The sequence below is a fragment of the Flavobacterium sp. TC780 genome (genome assembly GCF_056783245.1).
On the sequence record NZ_JBXBAV010000014.1, the window covers coordinates 1 to 19377 of the forward strand.

The 19377-nt window shown below is 32.5% G+C and carries 15 protein-coding genes and 2 pseudogenes; 6 read left to right on the forward strand and 11 right to left on the reverse strand.

Annotated features, from left to right (window positions below; translation table 11 throughout):
• Positions 1-50: 50 nt before the first annotated feature.
• Positions 51-2128, reverse strand: a pseudogene (locus tag AC1RYN_RS01255) (efflux RND transporter permease subunit); the annotation flags it as partial.
• 92 nt (positions 2129-2220) lie between these two features.
• The gene (locus tag AC1RYN_RS01260; RefSeq protein WP_481805512.1) at positions 2221-2517 is read right to left on the reverse strand and encodes a hypothetical protein; all 297 of its coding nucleotides are present in this window, start codon (positions 2515-2517) and stop codon (positions 2221-2223) included.
• Positions 2518-3100: 583 nt separating this feature from the next.
• On the opposite strand from AC1RYN_RS01260, the gene AC1RYN_RS01265 reads away from it, so the two are divergent.
• Both AC1RYN_RS01265 and AC1RYN_RS01270 read left to right on the forward strand, forming a co-directional pair.
• Positions 3101-3916, forward strand: a complete 816-nt coding sequence (locus tag AC1RYN_RS01265; RefSeq protein WP_481805513.1) for an alpha/beta hydrolase — start codon at positions 3101-3103, stop codon at positions 3914-3916.
• A 455-nt stretch (positions 3917-4371) separates the two neighbouring features.
• Positions 4372-4503, forward strand: coding sequence for a hypothetical protein (locus tag AC1RYN_RS01270; RefSeq protein ID WP_481805514.1), 132 nt, complete (start codon positions 4372-4374; stop codon positions 4501-4503).
• Between the two features lie 41 nt (positions 4504-4544).
• Here the strand turns inward: AC1RYN_RS01270 and AC1RYN_RS01275 are convergent, their stop codons facing one another.
• Positions 4545-5693 carry an alpha/beta hydrolase gene (locus AC1RYN_RS01275; protein WP_481805515.1) on the reverse strand — a complete coding sequence of 383 codons (1149 nt, stop codon included), beginning with the start codon at positions 5691-5693 and terminating at the stop codon, positions 4545-4547.
• A 571-nt stretch (positions 5694-6264) separates the two neighbouring features.
• Between AC1RYN_RS01275 and AC1RYN_RS01280 the strand changes: the two genes are divergently transcribed.
• Positions 6265-7716 (forward strand): hypothetical protein, encoded by a 1452-nt coding sequence (locus AC1RYN_RS01280; RefSeq protein ID WP_481805516.1) that lies wholly within the window; start codon positions 6265-6267, stop codon positions 7714-7716.
• On the opposite strand, the gene AC1RYN_RS01285 is transcribed toward AC1RYN_RS01280, so the two are convergent.
• Positions 7705-7986: a DUF5694 domain-containing protein gene (locus AC1RYN_RS01285; protein ID WP_481805517.1), complete on the reverse strand. Its 282-nt coding sequence runs from the start codon at positions 7984-7986 to the stop codon at positions 7705-7707. The genes AC1RYN_RS01280 and AC1RYN_RS01285 overlap by 12 nt on opposite strands.
• A 586-nt stretch (positions 7987-8572) precedes the next feature.
• Here AC1RYN_RS01285 and AC1RYN_RS01290 point away from each other — a divergent pair.
• Together AC1RYN_RS01290 and AC1RYN_RS01295 are read left to right on the forward strand one after the other, a co-directional pair.
• Positions 8573-11098: a pyruvate carboxylase gene (locus AC1RYN_RS01290; protein WP_481805518.1), complete on the forward strand. Its 2526-nt coding sequence runs from the start codon at positions 8573-8575 to the stop codon at positions 11096-11098.
• Positions 11099-11133: 35 nt separating this feature from the next.
• Positions 11134-12009 carry a biotin/lipoyl-containing protein gene (locus AC1RYN_RS01295; protein ID WP_481805519.1) on the forward strand — a complete coding sequence of 292 codons (876 nt, stop codon included), beginning with the start codon at positions 11134-11136 and terminating at the stop codon, positions 12007-12009.
• A 454-nt stretch (positions 12010-12463) separates the two neighbouring features.
• Here the strand turns inward: AC1RYN_RS01295 and AC1RYN_RS01300 are convergent, their stop codons facing one another.
• The 4 genes from AC1RYN_RS01300 to AC1RYN_RS01315 form a co-directional block, all read right to left on the reverse strand.
• Positions 12464-13345 (reverse strand): DUF5694 domain-containing protein, encoded by an 882-nt coding sequence (locus AC1RYN_RS01300; protein WP_481805520.1) that lies wholly within the window; start codon positions 13343-13345, stop codon positions 12464-12466.
• Positions 13346-13401: 56 nt separating this feature from the next.
• The gene (locus tag AC1RYN_RS01305) at positions 13402-14133 is read right to left on the reverse strand and encodes a hypothetical protein (RefSeq protein WP_481805521.1); all 732 of its coding nucleotides are present in this window, start codon (positions 14131-14133) and stop codon (positions 13402-13404) included.
• 167 nt (positions 14134-14300) lie between these two features.
• Positions 14301-15320, reverse strand: coding sequence for a DUF7638 domain-containing protein (locus tag AC1RYN_RS01310; RefSeq protein WP_481805522.1), 1020 nt, complete (start codon positions 15318-15320; stop codon positions 14301-14303).
• Between the two features lie 1324 nt (positions 15321-16644).
• Positions 16645-17196, reverse strand: a complete 552-nt coding sequence (locus tag AC1RYN_RS01315) for a hypothetical protein (protein ID WP_481805523.1) — start codon at positions 17194-17196, stop codon at positions 16645-16647.
• Between the two features lie 178 nt (positions 17197-17374).
• Between AC1RYN_RS01315 and AC1RYN_RS01320 the strand changes: the two are divergent.
• Positions 17375-17779: pseudogene (locus AC1RYN_RS01320) on the forward strand (XRE family transcriptional regulator).
• Between the two features lie 227 nt (positions 17780-18006).
• On the opposite strand, the gene AC1RYN_RS01325 reads toward AC1RYN_RS01320, so the two are convergent.
• From AC1RYN_RS01325 to AC1RYN_RS01335, 3 genes are read right to left on the reverse strand one after another with little or no spacing between them, the layout of a single operon-like run.
• Complete coding sequence (locus tag AC1RYN_RS01325) at positions 18007-18321, reverse strand: hypothetical protein (protein ID WP_481805524.1); 315 nt, start codon at positions 18319-18321, stop codon at positions 18007-18009.
• A gap of 5 nt (positions 18322-18326) precedes the next feature.
• Positions 18327-18611, reverse strand: coding sequence for a helix-turn-helix domain-containing protein (locus tag AC1RYN_RS01330; RefSeq protein ID WP_481805525.1), 285 nt, complete (start codon positions 18609-18611; stop codon positions 18327-18329).
• A 55-nt stretch (positions 18612-18666) separates the two neighbouring features.
• A complete protein-coding gene (locus AC1RYN_RS01335) occupies positions 18667-19332 on the reverse strand; it encodes a hypothetical protein (protein ID WP_481805526.1) in 666 nt (221 codons plus the stop codon).
• Positions 19333-19377: the final 45 nt, after the last annotated feature.

Below are 19377 nucleotides of genomic sequence, written 5' to 3' on the forward strand. Positions count from 1 at the left end.
ATTGATTGCTAAGGTTAATACATGCTCCTGTTGTTAAGGAGGCAGCACCTAAATATTTTAAGAACAACATCTTGTCGGGCTCCTGTCATTAATTCATTAAAACGCATTTGTACTGGGAATTGAAATCCTGTTGTAATTCCGGGAACATCTTCTAGAGCCTTACTCATTTTTGCAGATAATTCATTAAAAGTTTTAGCAGAAGTCCATTCTTTCTTATCTTTTAAAATTACCATCATATCACTGGCTTCCATAGGCATTGGGTCTGTAGGGACTTCACCGCTACCTATTTTGGTAACTACTTTTAGTACTTCAGGGAATTGGCTTTTTAATATGTGCGCTGCTTTTTGGGTGCTTTCTATTGTTGTATTTAAGTTGCTGCCTGTAAGTACTCGTGTATCTACGGCAAAATCACCTTCTTCAAGAGCAGGTATGAATTCGCCTCCCAAGGTAGTAAGTGTTAGAACAGCCAAAATAAAAAGTAGTAAGACAGAACCTAATACGGCTTTAGGAAAACGAAGTACTTTTGTTAGTGTTTTTTGATATGTGTTTTCAAGTCGTTTCATTACTTTATCCGATAGATTTTCTTTGTGTTTTGTTTTTTTACTTATGAAAAAAAGCACTCATCATCGGAATATAAGTCAGAGACAAAATAAAAGCACCTAGCAAAGCAAAAGCAACTGTTTGTGCCATAGGTTTAAACATTTTGCCTTCGATACCCTGCAGCGTAAAAATGGGTAAGTAAACAATCAATATGATGATTTGTCCAAATACCGCACTGTTCATCATTTTGCTAGCCGAACTTGTAACGGTTTTATCCATCTGATCAGCGGTAAGCGAAGTATGCTCCTTATATTTAGTATTACTGGAGAGCTGATGCATAATGGCTTCAACAATAATTACCGCACCATCTACAATTAATCCAAAATCTAAGGCTCCGAGACTCATTAAGTTTCCGCTTACACCAAAGAAATTCATCATACAAATAGCAAAGAGCATGGCTAACGGAATTACCGATGCAACCAATAAACCTGCTCTAAAATTACCCAAAAACATTACCAAAACAAACACCACAATTAATGCCCCTTCAAGCAGGTTTTTTTCGACTGTACCAATGGCATTATTTACCATTTTTGTTCTATCAAGAAAAGGTTCTATTTCTACACCTTCAGGAAGTGTTTTTTGTATTTGAGCAATTTTTTCTTTTACATTTTTAATGACCTCACTGCTATTAGCTCCTTTAAGCATCATAACTATTGCTCCAGAAACTTCCCCTTCATCATTATAGCACATTGCTCCATATCGCGTAGCAAATCCAGTTTTTACCTGAGCTACATCTCTTATGAGTAAAGGAGTATCACTATTTTTATTGGGGATAGCAATGTTTTCTATATCCGCAACAGTTCCAATAAGACCTTCGCTACGAATATAAAGTACTGTTGGTCCTTTTTCGATATAAGAACCACCCGTATTTTGATTATTGTTTTGAACAGCAGTAAAAACATCATTGATCGTTATTCCATAAGCATTTAGCTTATCAGGACTAATGCTGATTTCATATTGCTTGAGTTTGCCTCCAAAACTACTCACTTCAGCAACACCCTTGACTCCTAGAAGTTGTCGTCTTACAATCCAATCCATGGATTGTTCTTAATTCGGTTACATTATATTTTTGTTCATAGCCTTTTTTAGGCTTTACTACATATTGATAAATTTCTCCAAGTCCTGTAGATATAGGTCCTAGGGTAGGAGTACCAATACCTTGTGGTATCTCATTTTGAACCTGTTGTAATCGTTCGGCAACCTGTTGTCTTGCCCAATATACATCGATATCATCATCAAAGACAATTGTTACAAGTGATAATCCAAATCTGGAAAAGCTGCGAATTTCTTTCATTCCAGAGATATTACTATTGGCCTGTTCTATAGGAAAAGTGACCAATCTCTCGATGTCGGTCGCGCCAAATGAGGGAGCGATTGTAATAATTTGCACCTGATTATTGGTTATATCTGGAACAGCATCAATGGGTAGGCGAGTGGCTTCGTATGAGCCATAGCCAATCAGGGCAATTATAAAAAGCCCTACGATGAGTTTATTCCTCACGGAAAACTCAATTATTTTAGTAAGCATAAGTTTGTTTTATTAATCGTCGTTATAAAAAATAAGGAATAGCAAAAACACGCGCCATTAGACGTGAAAGTTTTTAAGCCAATAAAAAACGATTAACAGTTTCTGGGTGGCTGCCAGATAGACGAAAGTGAAATAGAAGAATAGGAAAAAGAATAGGTATATAAAATTTCTTTTTTATACTTAAAATTGACTTTTTGTATTGTTTTATATTCTTGTATTAGTGGATAAAATACAACAGAGGATATATTAGTATGTGATTTAAAAGGTAATTTCATATCCTTATCGTAATCAGCATCAAATACATGTTGCGCTTGGTAATGAATACGTAAAAAGTTCAAAATAGTCAAATTACTATTTTGCTGTTTGTGTTCCATATAATGTTCTACCAAGAGAGGTAGCTTTATTAGTTCACCTAATTGAGTAATTGAGAGTAGGTAAACAGATAAAAATAATATGGATAAATATTTTTTCACAGTTCAAATATACGTAATATTCTGATGTTTTTTTTAGTAACCAATTGTTTAGAAGTGTTGTAAATAGTTAAAAAGAGGTTCAATAGTTTTGTCTTATAAATAGTCTAGTTTTCGTAGCGTATATAAAATTAGTCTATTTACTGAATTGTAAATCAACAAACGAAAGAAATGGGTACAACGGATTAGATTTATTTAAAAGTTAAAGGGCAGTAGTGTTATCTATATGCAGCTTGGCATACATTTGATTTTCTATTCACTTTATAGTGGAGGATATAAAAAGACTTAGGTTTTAAAAATTTTGAATCTGCAAAAGAGAGCTCTTATTAGAATTGAGGTTGTCCACATGCTGAAAAAAACAAATAAAAAATCGTGGGAATAACTACGTGTAAGCCATTTTGTTTTTTTGTAGTATAACTTTAGAATGTTACCAATGTAAATGCGACAGAATTATAAATACTACTTATATTTGAAAAATTAAATAGCACAAAATACTCTATTCATGAAAAAAAGCTTTGTTTTATTCTTACTTTTTTTAAATACTATTATTGTTCATAGTCAAGGTTATTTAACAAAAACGGATATAAATTATTATTCTAATGAAATTTGTAAAAAAGATCCCTACATAAAATCTAAATGCAAATTAGATATATATTATCCAGAAAACAGTCAAGGTAGTACGACTATAATTTGGTTACATGGTGGAGGACTTACTAGCGGTCAAACTGAAATTCCTGAGGCATTAAAAAACAATAAATTCATTATAGTTGGTGTTGACTATAGATTATCTCCTAAAGTCAAAGCACCAGCTTATATTGATGATGCTGCAGCTGCAGTTGCATGGGTATTTAACCATATTAGCGATTATGGGGGAGATCCAAGTAAAATTTTCATTTCAGGACATTCTGCAGGAGGTTACCTAGGACTCATGGTAACCTTAGACAAGATGTATTTGTCTAAATACAATATTGATGCAAATAAAATCGCAGGGATAATCCCATTAAGTGGTCAGGCCATTACGCATTTCACAATTAGAAAGGAAAATGGTATCGATGAAAGGCAACCAATTATTGATAAATATGCCCCACTTTATTTTTGCAGACCAGATGCGCCTCCAATATTATTAATAACAGGAGATCGAGAGATGGAGTTACTAGGACGCTATGAAGAAAATGCCTATTTAGCCCGTATGTTTTCATTGGTAGGTCATCGAGATGTTACTTTGTTTGAATTACAAGGATTTGATCACAATATGGTTGGACCTGCCTTACCACTACTTATAAAATTTGTCCAAAGAATTAGTAAAATAAGTAACTAACATAGGGAGAGATGTTTTTTGGGATAACAGTGAACTAGAAGTGAAATTGTAGAAAATGTTTTATTATAAGAACTGTTAAATACTTTCTTAAATATAAGATTGATTTCAAATGGGTTCAATGCTTTAACAGCTATTAAATATTATAGATTGTTTCAGTACTTATCGTAATTTTTGTTTCAAATTATTGACTTACTTTTCTTAGAGAGTATCTTTCCTATATTAGTAACAACAATAGGTTTGTTGGTAGATGGAGTTAATGGTGATATGAAATATGTAAGTGCAAAATATGAGTTGATTATACAGTTGTTTCTGGCTCTTATAATTGCATTTTCAGGAACAAAAATAATATCATTATATATTGTTTCCTGACTATATAATAATCAAGGAAAATAAGAACTAATAATAAAAAGTCGGGAGATTTTTATGGGGTGTAGAATTTCTAAGAAGCAAAAAAAATGCGTAAATTTCAAAGACATTTATCTTTTCATAAGGAAGACATCGGCGACAATTTTAGCGCTAAAACCATACTGGAATATACTATCGTGATGACTTATATGATTTTGCGACCACAACGTACTGCCTTGTAATATAAATAACATTATAAATACGGTACAATTAGATAGCTCTTTCATAAGGGACTTTTAAACAATGCCGTAATAAATATTGGAAAATTTTCATTCTCAATGTAATCTCTAACAGCATGGCTGGTTTGCTTATTACCATGACTTTTAGAGAAGGCTACCCTGTCATAAATACTTGTATTTCCTGAAAAAAAGTCACGAACTTTTTCATGCTCCTCTTCATTGCAGGAGAGTGTAGTAGCTCCCACATATTTGCTAAATATCCATTTTGTGGTAACAATATCATACTCATTGAACCCATTGATAAATTGGTAAGGCACTGTAATTTCTTGAATATCCTTTCCTTTTACTGTCCTTTGATAGTAATCTTGAAAAACATTCTTTCCAGGTATGGCAGGAGTCAACATACCTACTGTGAATCTGGAGGATGGAGAATTATAGATCTCGTTATTATGTAATTGTTTGATTTCAATTCCTAGGGAATCTTCCACGTAAAAACTGTCTTTAAATCTTTTGGCATTAAAAAGTGCTTCTGTAATAACCGCTGCACCGAGGCTGTGAGTAATCACATAAGAGTGTTCTGCTTTCGTTTTGTTTAATATCCTTCTTAATCCTAGACCTGCCCGTGCGGCACTGAATTGGGCATTATTCCAAATTTTAACGGTATTGAAAATTTTGTCACCATTATTCAAACCATCCCAATACACTTCGACGAACTGAAAATTCATATTGGGTTTCAGTTGGGTGACAGCGACTCTTAATCTGCTAAAAGCTATTGAAGCTCGATCTGCGTTATTATTGTAACCGTGAATGAGATAAATAATAGTTTTACTACCCGAAGCCTTGTCAATCAGATTACTATATTTTTGATCCAAATGTAATTGTAAAGCAGTTATATTTTCAGCAGTTGTCTTCTTTGTCTCATAAGGAATATTTTCACCCTTGAAAACATTCAAAAGTGTAGTATGATCTTTAATATAAACATCCTCTAGGATAGAGCCATTACTTCGAAAAAGATCAGAATTGATCTTGAATTCTGGATACACATCCCCATGGCGGTCTATATAAATCCGGATAGGTTCATTTATTGCTGTGTAAGTCTGCTGCTCTTTTAGGTCTCCGAAATCATTGTATAAGGTACCTATCGGCGAACAGCTGAAAAGTAAAAACACGAAGAAAAGTAACGTTTTTTTCATAAGAGGAGGATTTAAGGCGCAATGTATTTTGATAGTACTGGTTAATAGTGAAAATACTATCAAATATAATCTACTTCGCCGATCTATTTACCCGTATAAATACTCATTTTTAGTGAGTTATGGTATTTTTGAAATACTCATTTTCATTCGAAACGGACCAAAAGGGTAGCTAAAATTTTATGACCTGATTGAGATTGATATACTTTTTACCACAGAATTTTAAGACTGTCTCTTTTTGTATTAACTAGTCAAAAAAATATTGAGTGCATTTTGTGGCAAAATAAGATATGTAAATAAATCAATTTTTTACATTAATCCATTACAGTATATCTAAACCAAATATCTGATGCCATTGAAAGACAATTCTGTATACAGTAAGGTAAAATCTTCGAATTTTTCATAAAATTTCTAGAAATTTGTTACGTAGAGGTAGGAAGGAATTAGTAGGAGGATGTAAAATACCGTATAAATACGCATTGTTTGATGTTATATAATGATGTAAATTTATGATTGATAGAGTATTAACTATTTATATTTTATAATTATGGTAAAATATCTACTTATAAGTTTTTTGTTCACATTTCAATGTATTTACGGACAAGATGAGGCCTGGGGAAAGTTTGCAAGGAAAAACAAAGATGTACTTGGATTAAATGCTATAGTGGCTGATAAAAATTATTATTCACAAGCTATACTGGAGTTTTTAATTGTAAAGCAAATAATTGAGAAAACTGGAGAGAGTGTATTTGATATACCCACTGACGATCCACAAAGTAAAAGATTAATAGTGATGAATCCACTTGAAAAAGAAAAAATTCTAAATACAAAAGGAAAACATATTATCAAGCTTTTTGACAGTAAGCCAAGCCCGAATAAAACGCTAAACAATGCTATTACAGATTCATTAGGAGTTGCTCCATGTGAGATAGTTGTTCCAAAAAGTATACATGATCTCAAAAGTGGTTTTCAATTCAGGCATTATTTATTTAAAGCCGATAATAAAACTGCATTGCAAGCCTTTGGAATAATAAATAATGAATTAAAAAAATCTGATTTGTATGTAGTAGTCGATTATTTACAATTTCAGGATTTTAATTGTACAGGACTGCCTAAAATTAGATATGCTGTTGGATTGAGAAGTGAATTTAAAATCTCAGGTATAGAACTAAATAAAGAAAATAAAGAAAATAGTTTAAGTATTGAAAAACTAGCTGCCAGGGTAGAGTTTGGGCAGATTAAAGTAGATATTTCAATGAAAACTATTGGAATTACAGGGCGAAAAGCAAGGCTAAATATTCCAGTCAATACCTCCTTTGATGTTCAGACTTATGGGGAGTATACCAAAGTGATTGATTTTATCAGAAATTCAATTGATGCCAAAGACAGTGTCTACACCCAACCCGAACTAATACCTGTAATGGATGAATACAGAACTTCTGTATCAGACATTAATACGGCAGTTTTTGAGGAGCTGAAAATCATTCAAAAAAAATACATAAAAGAGATATCTGATGCGGCAAAAGCTAGTAATGATGATAAGATAGCTAATTCAATTGAGGAAATTATTAAAGGATCACTTAATGAGGAAATTAAGCATAAAGACAATAAAAGAAGAACATTGTATCGTATTGATGAAAAAGTTAATAATCTTAACCGATATTTAGCCATATTAAGGTATACCTATTCGCCAAGTAATTTTGAGGAAAAAATAAATGACAAGTTAAAAGAAGAAAATAGGGTAGATTTAGTAGGTGGAGCTGTGAGCACTATACAAGATTTATATAGTGATGGTTTTAATCTGTTAGAACAGAAGAAATTTAAGGAGGCACTAGCAAAATTTAAGGAGGTATACACATTAAAACCGACCTATGGAAACGCCGACGAGATAATAAAGGTTCTTGAGCAGAAAATGAATGAAAGTATTTCTGAGGATCAACTTTTTGACAGTATAATTAAAGATAAGTTATGGCTGGCTCCAGGCGGGACTAAAGCAAAACTCATTAAAACTAAATCAAGCAAGTAGATAATAGTTTAGTAATGATTTAATTAAAGGATATTTTATAACTTTAAAAAATTGCAGTAGCAACCAAACGTGTCCCGAAGTATAAATTAACAAAAGTCTTTCTTCTGTATTAAAATCGGTAAAATCGTATGTGTTTGAAAAAACTCTCAAATTCTGTCTGTACCACTTGCCCAAATTGTCTGCTCCTAAATAGTTATCACCAGCTCCTTCCAAAATGCTCGTTAGATAAACTTGATGGTTTTTCTGTATGCCTACTGGATTATTCAGCATATTGAGTTTAATCCCCAACAGGGTATCCAAACAAAATTTCCACTACAGTTAGTTAGTTAACAAATCTCTTCAAATCTTCCAAAAAAAAATAGAAATTTATCCAGCTAAGGCTACAAGCTGAAAAGTCCAATTCTTAGGAATTGGACTTTTTTTATGTTTTTTTATTTGTAAATGATTTTAAATCCCAGCATATCAAAGCCTGATTCAAAAGAAACCTTCAGAAATGAAAATAACATTGTTTATTTTCAGCTAGAACGTGGTCAACTCAAGAACTTTTATATATTTGTTGCGCCTTGTAAATCAGTTTTTTATTAGGAAGAAATGATGATTATCAATATAATTATAATACGTATAACAATGAATTTGAACACCAAATACAGGGAAGAAAGGATTCCTGAAGCTATAAAAAATGGTTTTTATTTTGAATGACCTGAATTAAGAGAATTACTTTATTTATTATCCATTCCATTGGAAGGAGTCTGAGAAGAATTGGATTTTAAGCAATATAAATTAATAGATTTTATCCTCAGAAGTTGTTCAAAATAAGTCGTTTTTATTTTGTGGATATTTAACTTAATTTATTAAAATGAGAACAATTTCAAAATTACTAGTTGCAAATAGAGGAGAGATTGCACTACGTATTTTTCGCGCTGCCGCGGAATTAAAAATTAAAACTGTAGCTATTTATACCTACGAAGACAGGTATTCCCTGCATCGCTACAAAGCCGATGAGGCTTATCAGATAGGCAAAGATACAGATCCCTTAAAACCTTATCTTGATATTGATGAAATCATAAAAGTAGCCAAAGCCGAAGGAGTGGAGGCCATACATCCGGGTTATGGTTTTTTATCAGAGAATGTACTATTTGCTACAAAATGTGCTGAAAATGGAATTTTATGGATTGGCCCCAATCCAGAAGTCATGGAACAATTAGGAGACAAAGTGGCTGCCAAAAAAATCGCATTAGCTGCCAATGTACCTTTAATTGAAGACAGCAAAAGAAACCTTATTTCGTTTTCTATTGCTCAAGAAGAAGCAAATCGCATTGGTTATCCATTAATGCTAAAGGCTGCAGCAGGAGGGGGAGGCCGTGGTATGCGAGTGGTTCGAAATCCCAATCAGTTAGAAGCTTTGTTCAACGAAGCAAAAAGAGAAGCAAAAACAGCTTTTGGCGATGATACGTTATTTCTTGAAAAATTCATTGAAAACCCCAAACATATCGAAGTACAATTATTAGGAGATAATTTTGGAAACATTGTTCATTTATTTGAGCGTGATTGTAGTGTACAGCGAAGGTTTCAAAAAGTGGTCGAAATTGCTCCAGCCCCAAATTTAAAACAAGAAACAAAAGATAAGCTATACAAGTATGCACTTAGTATTGCAACTAAAGTAAATTATAATAATGCAGGAACGGTTGAATTTTTAGTCGATGCAGCAGAAAACATTTATTTCATAGAAGTAAATCCCCAAATCCAGGTAGAGCATACCGTTACAGAGGAAGTAACAGGAATTGATATTGTTAGAAGTCAAATTCTTATTGCTTGCGGTCACCAACTGTCTAGTCCAGGAATTTATATTATGGGACAAGAAAGTTTAAAATGTAGTGGTTTTGCAATCCAATGCAGGATTACTACCGAAGATCCGGCTAATGATTTTACACCCGATTATGGAACTATTATTGCGTATCGAAACGCTGGAGGTTACGGCATCAGGATAGATGAAGGAAGTTCTTATTCGGGAGTTAAGATTTCACCTTTTTTTGATTCTATGCTCGTAAAGATTACCGCCAGAGGAAGAACATTAGAAGGAACGAGCCAACGTCTTTTAAGAACGCTGAAAGAATTTACTATTGAAGGGGTTAAAACCAATATTCCTTTTTTAGAAAACTTAATTGTTCATCCCGATTTTCAAGCAGGAAATATTACGGTGAATTTTATAGGAGATAATCCATCATTGATGAAAATCAAAAGAAAATCCGATAATGTAACCAAGAATTTGGCATTTATCGGAAATATAATTGTCAATGGTAATCCAGATGTTCCCTTTATTGTACCTGAGAAAAAATTTCTGACTCCAAAATTACCAGTTCCATCAAGTGCCTTTCATGCTAACGGAACCAAACAACTATTAGATGAGTTAAAACCTAAAGCATTTTCAAACTGGATTAAAGAACAAAAACAAATTTTGTATACCGATTGCACCATGCGAGATGCGCACCAGTCATTGCTTGCTACCAGAGTGCGTACGATCGATATGATGCCTTTTGCAGAAACATTTACAAAAGACTTCCCAGAAATGTTCTCTATGGAAGTTTGGGGTGGAGCCACATTTGATGTTGCGATGCGATTTTTGAATGAATGCCCTTGGAGTCGTTTGGAACAAATGAGAAAAGCGATGCCCAATGTATTGTTGCAAATGCTGATTAGAGGCTCTAATGGAGTGGGGTATACTGCCTATCCTGATAATTTGGTCGAAAAATTTATTGAAGTATCTGCCCAAAAGGGGATAGATGTTTTTAGAATTTTTGATTCACTCAATAGTATCGATAATATGAAGAACAGTATTAATGCTGTACTTACAAATACAGATTCGCTTGCTGAGGTTTGTATGGGCTATTCAGGAGACATCCTAAATCCTGAGCGTCCAAAATTCAATCTTAATTATTATTTGGATCTCGCTAAAAGAATAGAAGATACAGGCGCTCATATTTTGTGTATAAAAGATATGGCTGGTTTATTGAAACCCTATGCTGCCGAAAAATTAATAACCGAACTAAAAAAATCCATTGCTATTCCAATACATTTGCACACCCATGATACCGCTGGAATACAGTCTGCTACTTATATCAAGGCAGTAGAAGCAGGGGTTGATATTATCGATGTTGCATTATCATCTATGTCAGGGCTTACCTCACAACCCAATTTTAATGTTTTTGCAGAAGCCTTAAAAGGAACCCCTCGCGATTCGGGACTTGATGTTGAAAAACTAAATCAATACAGTAACTACTGGGAAGATATCAGGGAGTATTATTATCCTTTTGAGTCCGATTTAAAATCAAGCACAGCAGAAGTTTACAAACATGAGATTCAGGAGGGCAATATTCGAATCTAAAACCGCAGGCTTATTCCTTAGGCTTAGAGACTAGAATGACAGACATTAAACAAGCATATCAGGATGCCAATAGCTTACTTGGCGATATTATAAAAGTAACCCCTTCCTCAAAAGTTGTGGGTGATCTGGCCATGTTTATGGTGAGCAGTAATCTGAGCAAACAAGATGTTTTAGATCAAGGCACCACTTTGTCCTTTCCTAATTCTGTAAAAGGAATGCTTAAAGGGGAGTTGGGGCAACCAGATGGCGGATGGCCAGCAGATTTTCAACAAATGGTTCTCAAAAAAGAAAAACCATTTTTAGATTTACCCAATGCACATTTAACCCCTATAGATTTTGATAACGAGTTTGAAATTTTTCAGCAAAACTTTTCTCTTTCCTGTACATTAGCAGATTTTTTATCTTATTTATTTTATCCTAAAGTTTTTGAAGATTATTTTAAAACAATTGAAAAATATGGAGATGTGAGCGTTATTCCTTCTACTACATTTTTTTACGGATTAAAACCGAATGAAGAAGTAATCGTTAATATTTCTGAAGGAAAATCTATTATAGTGAAATTTTTATATAAATCTGAGCCTGATTTACAAGGAATAAGAACGGTTTATTTTAAACTAAATGGACAAACCAAGGCCATTGAAATAAAAGATATAGCTATAAAAACTGCGAACATACAAAATCGAAAAGCATTAACAACAGCTGAAATAGGTGCTCCTTTGCCTGGATTATTAAGTAAGATTTGGGTCAAAGAAGGAGAAGAAATTAAACAAGATCAGCCCTTATTTACAATTGAAGCTATGAAAATGGAAAACACTGTATTAGGTAAATCTGGAATCATACACAAAATTCACCTCAATGAAAACAGTTTGGTCGAGAAAGGTGATTTACTTATTGAATATACTGTTGATTAGCGAGTATATTTGTCATTTATAAATGATAATTACAAAACCCTTCTGATATTTCAGGAGGGTTTGTATTTTGTATCAGATTTAATATCCTATTGTAAAGTATTCATGAATCATTTTAAACGTAACGAAGTATATCTGTGGCAAAAAAAATAAACGCAAAGCACGCTAAGATTTATTTTACTTTACGAATAAAAAACACAAAGTTCGCAAAGCTTTGTGTTGAATCCAAAAACGAGTTTTCTCACTCCACAGGTTTTGTATTGATCCGTTTAAATTACTTATTTAATTGGCGCCTTTTGGCTGTGTGACCTCGACTGGATTCAAACCCTTAATTTATTTCTTAGAATATTGTTTCCTGAATATAAAATAATCAAATAAAAATAAGAACTAAGAATAAAAAGTTTAATGCGAAGCACAGTAGAGCTCGCTTATTACCAATGCGATGTTAGGAATAGTATTAATCCTTCAGATAGTCGTTTGCTTCTATATACTCAAAATCAGGGGAGTCCTTAAAAAATTGCCGTAGCAGCCAAACGTGACCTGAGCCATAAATTAATAAAAGTCTTTCTTCTTTATTAAAATTGGTAAAATCGTATGCGTTAGAAAAAATTCTCAAATTCCGTCTGTACCACCGGCCCACATTGTCGGCTCCCAAATAGTTATCACCCGCTCCTTCCAAAATGTTCGTTAGATACGCTTGATGGTCTTTCAGTCTGCCTACAGGATTATTCAGCATATTGAGCGTTTTAGTCAATGATTGAATCGTTTTTAACGAATCTTGAAGCTTATATAGCGATTCGTAATCATATCGGGTTGTTTTTTCATATTGTCCTTTGGATTTTAAATAGGCTTCTGCATCGTAATTGTCCCAATCTAAATTAACTCCGAACCATTTCGCATCTGCGTCGGAACAATACACTCGATGATGATTTAATTTTTTTGCAAGTTTGAAACCGATTTGATAAACTTCATTGGTTTTGTCGTCAATGAGGAATTTGCCTTTAAGATAACTTTGATAGTTTTCATTCGTCAGACTGTCCATTTCAATGCGATTCAGTTCCAGTAATATTTTTGTCGGTTTGTATTCTGCTATTTTTTCCAAAAGGATATCCAACTCCGATTGTCTTTGTTTTTCTAGAATGTCGAAGGGGAATTTTGGCTTATAACTGTCCAATTGCGGATTGCTAAAATGAAAAACACCTAAAACCATTGCTTTTGCTTTATGATTTCCGATAAATACGCTTGGATCGTTTATCGGATCTGTCTTTTGAATTTCTTTGGCTGTTTTACAAGAAACGAATAGGAATAAGATGCTAATTCCGTAAATCAGGTTTTTCATTTTTTTAGTATTTGCTAAAATTTTAATTCAATGTTACATTTTTTGTCAAACTGCTGTTAGCCGTTCGTTTTAGTATCTATTTTATATTTCATTAATTGTCTGATTGATGTTAAATGTCCGAATAAAACGATTGGAACAATAAATGTTGGCAACCAACTGAATGGAAAATTTAAAATTGCAATATTTGGTTGGTCGAAGGCAAATTTTTGAATTGGTGAAGGTGCTGAAAATAAAGCGTTCAGAACAATATTTACCAAAAGTCCAAGGCAAATAAAATTCCATAGTAAAATTGTTTGTCGGCTCAGTTTTGTTTTTGTCAAGCCAAAATATGCAATAATTGGTGCGGAAATTCCAGCAAGAATGTCAAAGTTTCGACCTTCAAAAGTCATCAATTCAGGAATTGCTTTGTTGAGAAAAAGCCAAAACAAAATAATTTCAACTGGTATTCTCACAATGTTTAGGTAAGTCAAGTTTTTAAGAGGCAAACTGTCAATAAATTGTCTGCCTTTTGAGGTTGCTAACAATAAAATAATTGTCAAAATAGTTGGTAAAATTCCAATCAAAATTATTTTTGGAGGAAAAGTGTTTGTGTCAGAGTTGAAAATGTTTTTTAAAGTCAAAACCGCTTGGATTGTCAACCAAATTGTCAAACCGATAAAAATTGGCATTGCTTTTTTTCGTGTCAGTTCAGAATTTGAGTTTCTAATTGTCCAAATAAAAAGCAATAAAGTAGCAACTGTTGTTAGTCCGAAAGCCAACGAAATATATGTAGGTAAATTTTCAATCATTTTCTATTTGTTCAATGTTTACAGTGTTGCTGTACAATGATGCCTAACGTTTCGGGTCTTTGCGATGGTGGGGCAATCGAAGCACAAATCTTCAATTTTGTACAAAAGTTCAATCGAAGAAATACCATTGAACTTTGCAGTTTCGCCCCACTATTGCAAAACCCTTGTTAACTGTTGTTTTTTTCATCGTTTGGTTTGTTTATTTTTATTGTCGGCAAAGTTTGTCCTAATGATTTTGCAACTTGATAGTGCGACCAATTTTCAATTTCATTTTCTCCATAGATTATCATTCTAACTTCAATATCTTTTGTGTCCATATCTCCAACATACATTTTTTGATGGTCTGGAACATTTTCATAACTGATTTTTAGTTTATTTTTGTTGTCAATTGTTGGATTTGAATTGTAGTTTTGAAGAGCTTCTCTACAAATCTCAATTGATGAAAGTTGGCCATTTAAATCTCTCAAAATATCTTTAATCTCCATAAACTTTTCTTGAATTGCTGTAACGTATTGAACTTTTGTTACTTTAAAATTTCCAAGTCCGTAAATACTAACTGCTGAATTTAATGGGATTTCAGTCAATATTTTCCCCTCTTGTATTAATTTTTCAAATTCCTCTAATGTTAAATCAACTGTATTTTCTAATCTTGAAAGCTGAATAGAATTATCTGAAAAAACATTAACTTTTATCAAGTAGTAATTTTCTAAATTTTTGTAAAATAGGTCAACACTTTGCCCATTTATTTTTTCTGGGAAAATATCATTTGGATATTTTTTAGTTTCCTTATAAACAGTTCCACTACCATCTTCTCCAATGCTTATCCCGTTAACTTTTTTCTCACTGTATTTGTAGATGTTTTCCAAATTTGGATTAAGCTCTTTGATAAGTTTTTGTATGTAATCAACAAATGTTTTTTTATTAAATTCCCAATTACCTTCGTTTATAGTCCAATTTCCTAAACCGTGGATTGAAATTTCATTATCATCAGGAATACTTAAAGACACCCAATTTCTTTCAACATCTTTTTTAAAACACTCAAAATCTTCAAAATTCCAACAATGCACTCGTCCGTTTTCGTAAACATCTAAATCAACGAAAAAATAACTTCCATTTTTTATAAACGCAGGAATTGAGTATCCTTCAATTATTTGCTTACTGTATACTTTTGTTGTTGGTTTAATCATTTCTATTTTGTCTTTTTTGAAAAAGTTGATTTTCACGGTTTCGGTTTTAAAATAACTGCTAACTTGTAAATATGTCTGACGATATCCGACTTACCAACACTAAAATGGGGTGATATGTCTGATAAACGACAATGTTTATCTATTTTCAAAAATAGGATTTTTATTTCATAAATCATCAAATGCCCTTTTATGTCTTTTTCCTATTGTTTGATATCCTATTTTTAAAGTTTAGATAAGGATAAATATCAAAACCTGTAGAGTTTATGGAAGTAACCGCATAGCGAATCATTAAGCTTTGCGTTTTTAACTTTGCGGGCTTTGCGGTTAAAAAAGGATCAATGCCAATAGTTGTTGACATAGGCGAGAGGTACAATTTTTTTAACCTGAAACTTGAAACAATACAGATTACATTGTTTGATAATTCTCTCGCTAAGTCGCCAAGCCGCAGTTTTAAAAAGTTGTTTACTTTGCTTCTTTGCGCCTTTGCGAGAATATATAATTTAGGATTTTAAATCATCAAATGCCCTTTTATGTCTTTCTCCTATTGTTTAATATCCTATTGTAAAGTATTGATTAATCATTTTAAACGCAACGAAGTATATCTGTGGCAAAAAAATAACTGTATAGCTAATCGTTAAGCTTAGCTAGCTTTACGTTTTTAGCTTTGCGTTTTTAGCTTTGCGGTTAAAAAAGGGTCAAAGCCAAATGAATTACATTATTTAATAATTCTCTCGCTAAGTCGCCAAGCCGCAGTTTTAAAAAGTTGTTTACTTAGCTTCTTTGCGCCTTTGCGAGAATATATAATTTAGGATTTTTATTTCATAAATCATCAAATACCCTTTTATGTCTTTTTCCTATTGTTTAATATCCTAATTTTAAAGCATTGATTAATCATTTTAAACGCAACGAAGAATATCTGTGGCAAAAAAATAACCGCATAGCGAATCATTAAGCTTTGCGAGCTTTGCGTTTTTAACTTTGCGGTTAAAAAAGGATCAAAGCCAAATGAATTACATTATTTAATAATTCTCTCGCTAAGTCGCCAAGCCGCAGTTTTAAAAAGTTGTTTACTTAGCTTCTTTGCGCCTTTGCGAGAATATATAATTTAGGATTTTAAATCATCAAATGCCCTTTTATGTCTTTCTCCTATTGTAAAGTATTGATTAATCATTTTAAACGCAACGAAGTATATCTGTGGCAAAAAAATAACTGTATAGCTAATCGTTAAGCTTAGCTAGCTTTACGTTTTTAGCTTTACATTTTTAGCTTTGCGGTTAAAAAAGGGTCAAAGCCAAATGAATTACATTATTTAATAATTCTCTCGCTAAGTCGCCAATTCAGGAGATTTCTTGATTTTCTCAATGCCTCTTTCTTTCATTAGTGACGCAGCATCGAGCATTTTGATTAAATGAATATAGGGCGTCGTCAGGTCGGAGTAAGGATTTCCATCATGAGGAGACAATGAAAGCTCCATGATTTGACATAGAAATGATTCAAATTCTTCAAGAGTTTTTTCTTCAAATGCTTTTTGAAATATAACAAATGGATTGTCATATTCTTCCTCCGTCAGGGAAGAAAGATGGAATGTTGTTTCAGAGTGCAAAGAGGCTGTAACTTTCCATTTTTTGCTTTTCTTTTGCAAGCAATAACACACTTTGAGAAAAATATTTATAGCAGTATAAAAAACAAAAGCATCAGAGGGATTGTTGACTTTGTAGATTTCTCTCTTATAGCTGTAAACTACCAATTCAGTTAAGTTCTGTTTGTAATAATCCAGATCGGCATAGGCAAAAAAAGCTTTAATTGCCTTAAAAGGATTTCCTGCCACATGACCTGGCCAAAAGCTTGTTTCGAAGGAGATTTTATTCTTTTTCATACTAAGGAGATTTAAAATTTACAAACGAAGTTCTATTCTTTCAAAAGGATAAACTATTCTAAAACGGATATAATATCTGACAAAAAGTATGTATTATGATATATTTTTTTATCTTTGAAATTCACGATTTTTGCGCAAATGGCTTTATCTTTGAGCCTTCAGAAAATTGACATTCATTATGGAACAGAAAATACATCAGGGAAGAAACGTAAAACGTTTTAGAGAAATGCTTAACATAAAGCAGGAAGCATTAGCTTATGATCTGGGGGAAAACTGGAATCAGAAGAAAATTTCTATGCTGGAGCAGAAAGATGTAATTGAAGACAATTGCTGAAACAAATCTCTACTGTATTAAGACATTCTGTGGAAGCTTTTCAGAATTTTGATGAAGAACAAGCAGTAAATTTAATTTCGTGTAGTTTCTCAAGATAATGCAATGTTCAATAATAGAATTGAAACTTTTAACAACAATCCAATTGAGGAAATTAAAAAACTTCACTCAGAGAAAATTGTTTTGTTTGAGCGTATGTTGAAGGAGAAAGATGAAATGATGGCGAGGCTTGAAAAATTAATCAATAAATAATCATTTATAGAAGATATATTAATTTAAAGAGACTCGAAAGTCTCTTTTTTTTGTTTTAGAAGTATTATAAGCGCAAAATTAGGAGATATTCGCATAGCTTTTTAAGAGAACTCTTCGGTGAGTGGTTTTATAATATCGTTTGTTGTTTTTTTAACGAACTCAACACTATTTTCAAGCTTTACAATATCATTTATAACAAGCTTTTTAAATTTATTTTTGTCCATAGCCTAAAATAAATTTAATTGGTTGTTAGAAGACTTAATAAACAAATTAGGATTTGTGGTTATAGCTTCAACCATTCGACCTGAGCGACTACATCTTATTGAACCAATTACCATTGCCTTACCCTCTTTAATCCAATTTAAAATATAAGGTGTTACCATATAGGTCTGGTCAACAAATCCTATTTCCGTTGCAGCCATTCTGCGACTTAATGTTTTTTTGTAAAGTAAATTGTAAAGCTCTTTTGTATAACCGTTTTTTGTATCTTTACTTCGTCCGTTTACGTTCGGGTTTAGGCTATTTGTATTTACTGTACTCATAGCCTTTATTTTTTTAAAGCAATTAACGATTGCATTATCTCACTCCTTTTGTAATAACATTTATTCGCAAACTTATAGACTTTAATACGTCCTTTGTTCTGCCAATGGCATAAAGTTGAAGCGTTGATTTGTAGAAGTTCCAAAAGTAGCTCCCCGTTTAGTAGGTCGTCATTTTCGGATTGAGTATTTAACTCTTTTTTAAAGTCTTCCAATTCTTTTTTGAAGACTGTTGTTATAAGTTCCGTAAACTGTTCGGGACTTACATTTTGTAGTAAGATTGAATTTGTCATTTTTGCAATGTTTTTAAATTATTAACATTGCAAAGATTTTACTAAGCTTGACCTATCATGAGGTATGGTTTGACCTATCTTGAGGTTGTTTTAAGGTCGCTTTTTTATATTCATTGTAATCATTTGTTCTCTGAATATTCGGTTTTGATTTTATGTTTGTTTTTTTTAATTCAGTCAATGCATATTTGTACTTATTATTTAGCCATTTAATGTAATGCTTTAATTCAACTGTTTCAACAAATAGATTGTCATTTTGAAACAACTGAAATAATAGGTTTAAATCCGTTTTACAATTCTCTGCTAAATTTTTTGTAGTGTGATATTTTTCAAAAACTTCAAAAGCATTGCCTTTAAAAATATGATTATGTAATTCCTTTTTAACCCCTTCAAGATTATCAAAATCGGGTTGTTGAGGTTGCATCATAATTTTACAAACATCTCGTATTTCTATACACTTTAAATAAATTTTGTCAGCTGTTAAGCTTTCAATATGTTCCGAATTCTTACTTCTATTTTCAAATCCTATTTCTAATAGGTGACTAATTTTATTATCTGTATAATAAAAGTATTCAAGCTTTGCACTTACACTTCCCGATGACTTCCCCCCTTTTGAGTTTACATATTCATATTGATAAAAAATTAACGGATTTGGATTTGGTATTAAGAAGTATTCGTTTCTTTTAATTTCAAAATCATTGATTAAATCAATCAACTTTTTCAATTCACAGGTGCTGCCTCCCTAACAACAGGAGCATGTATTAACCTT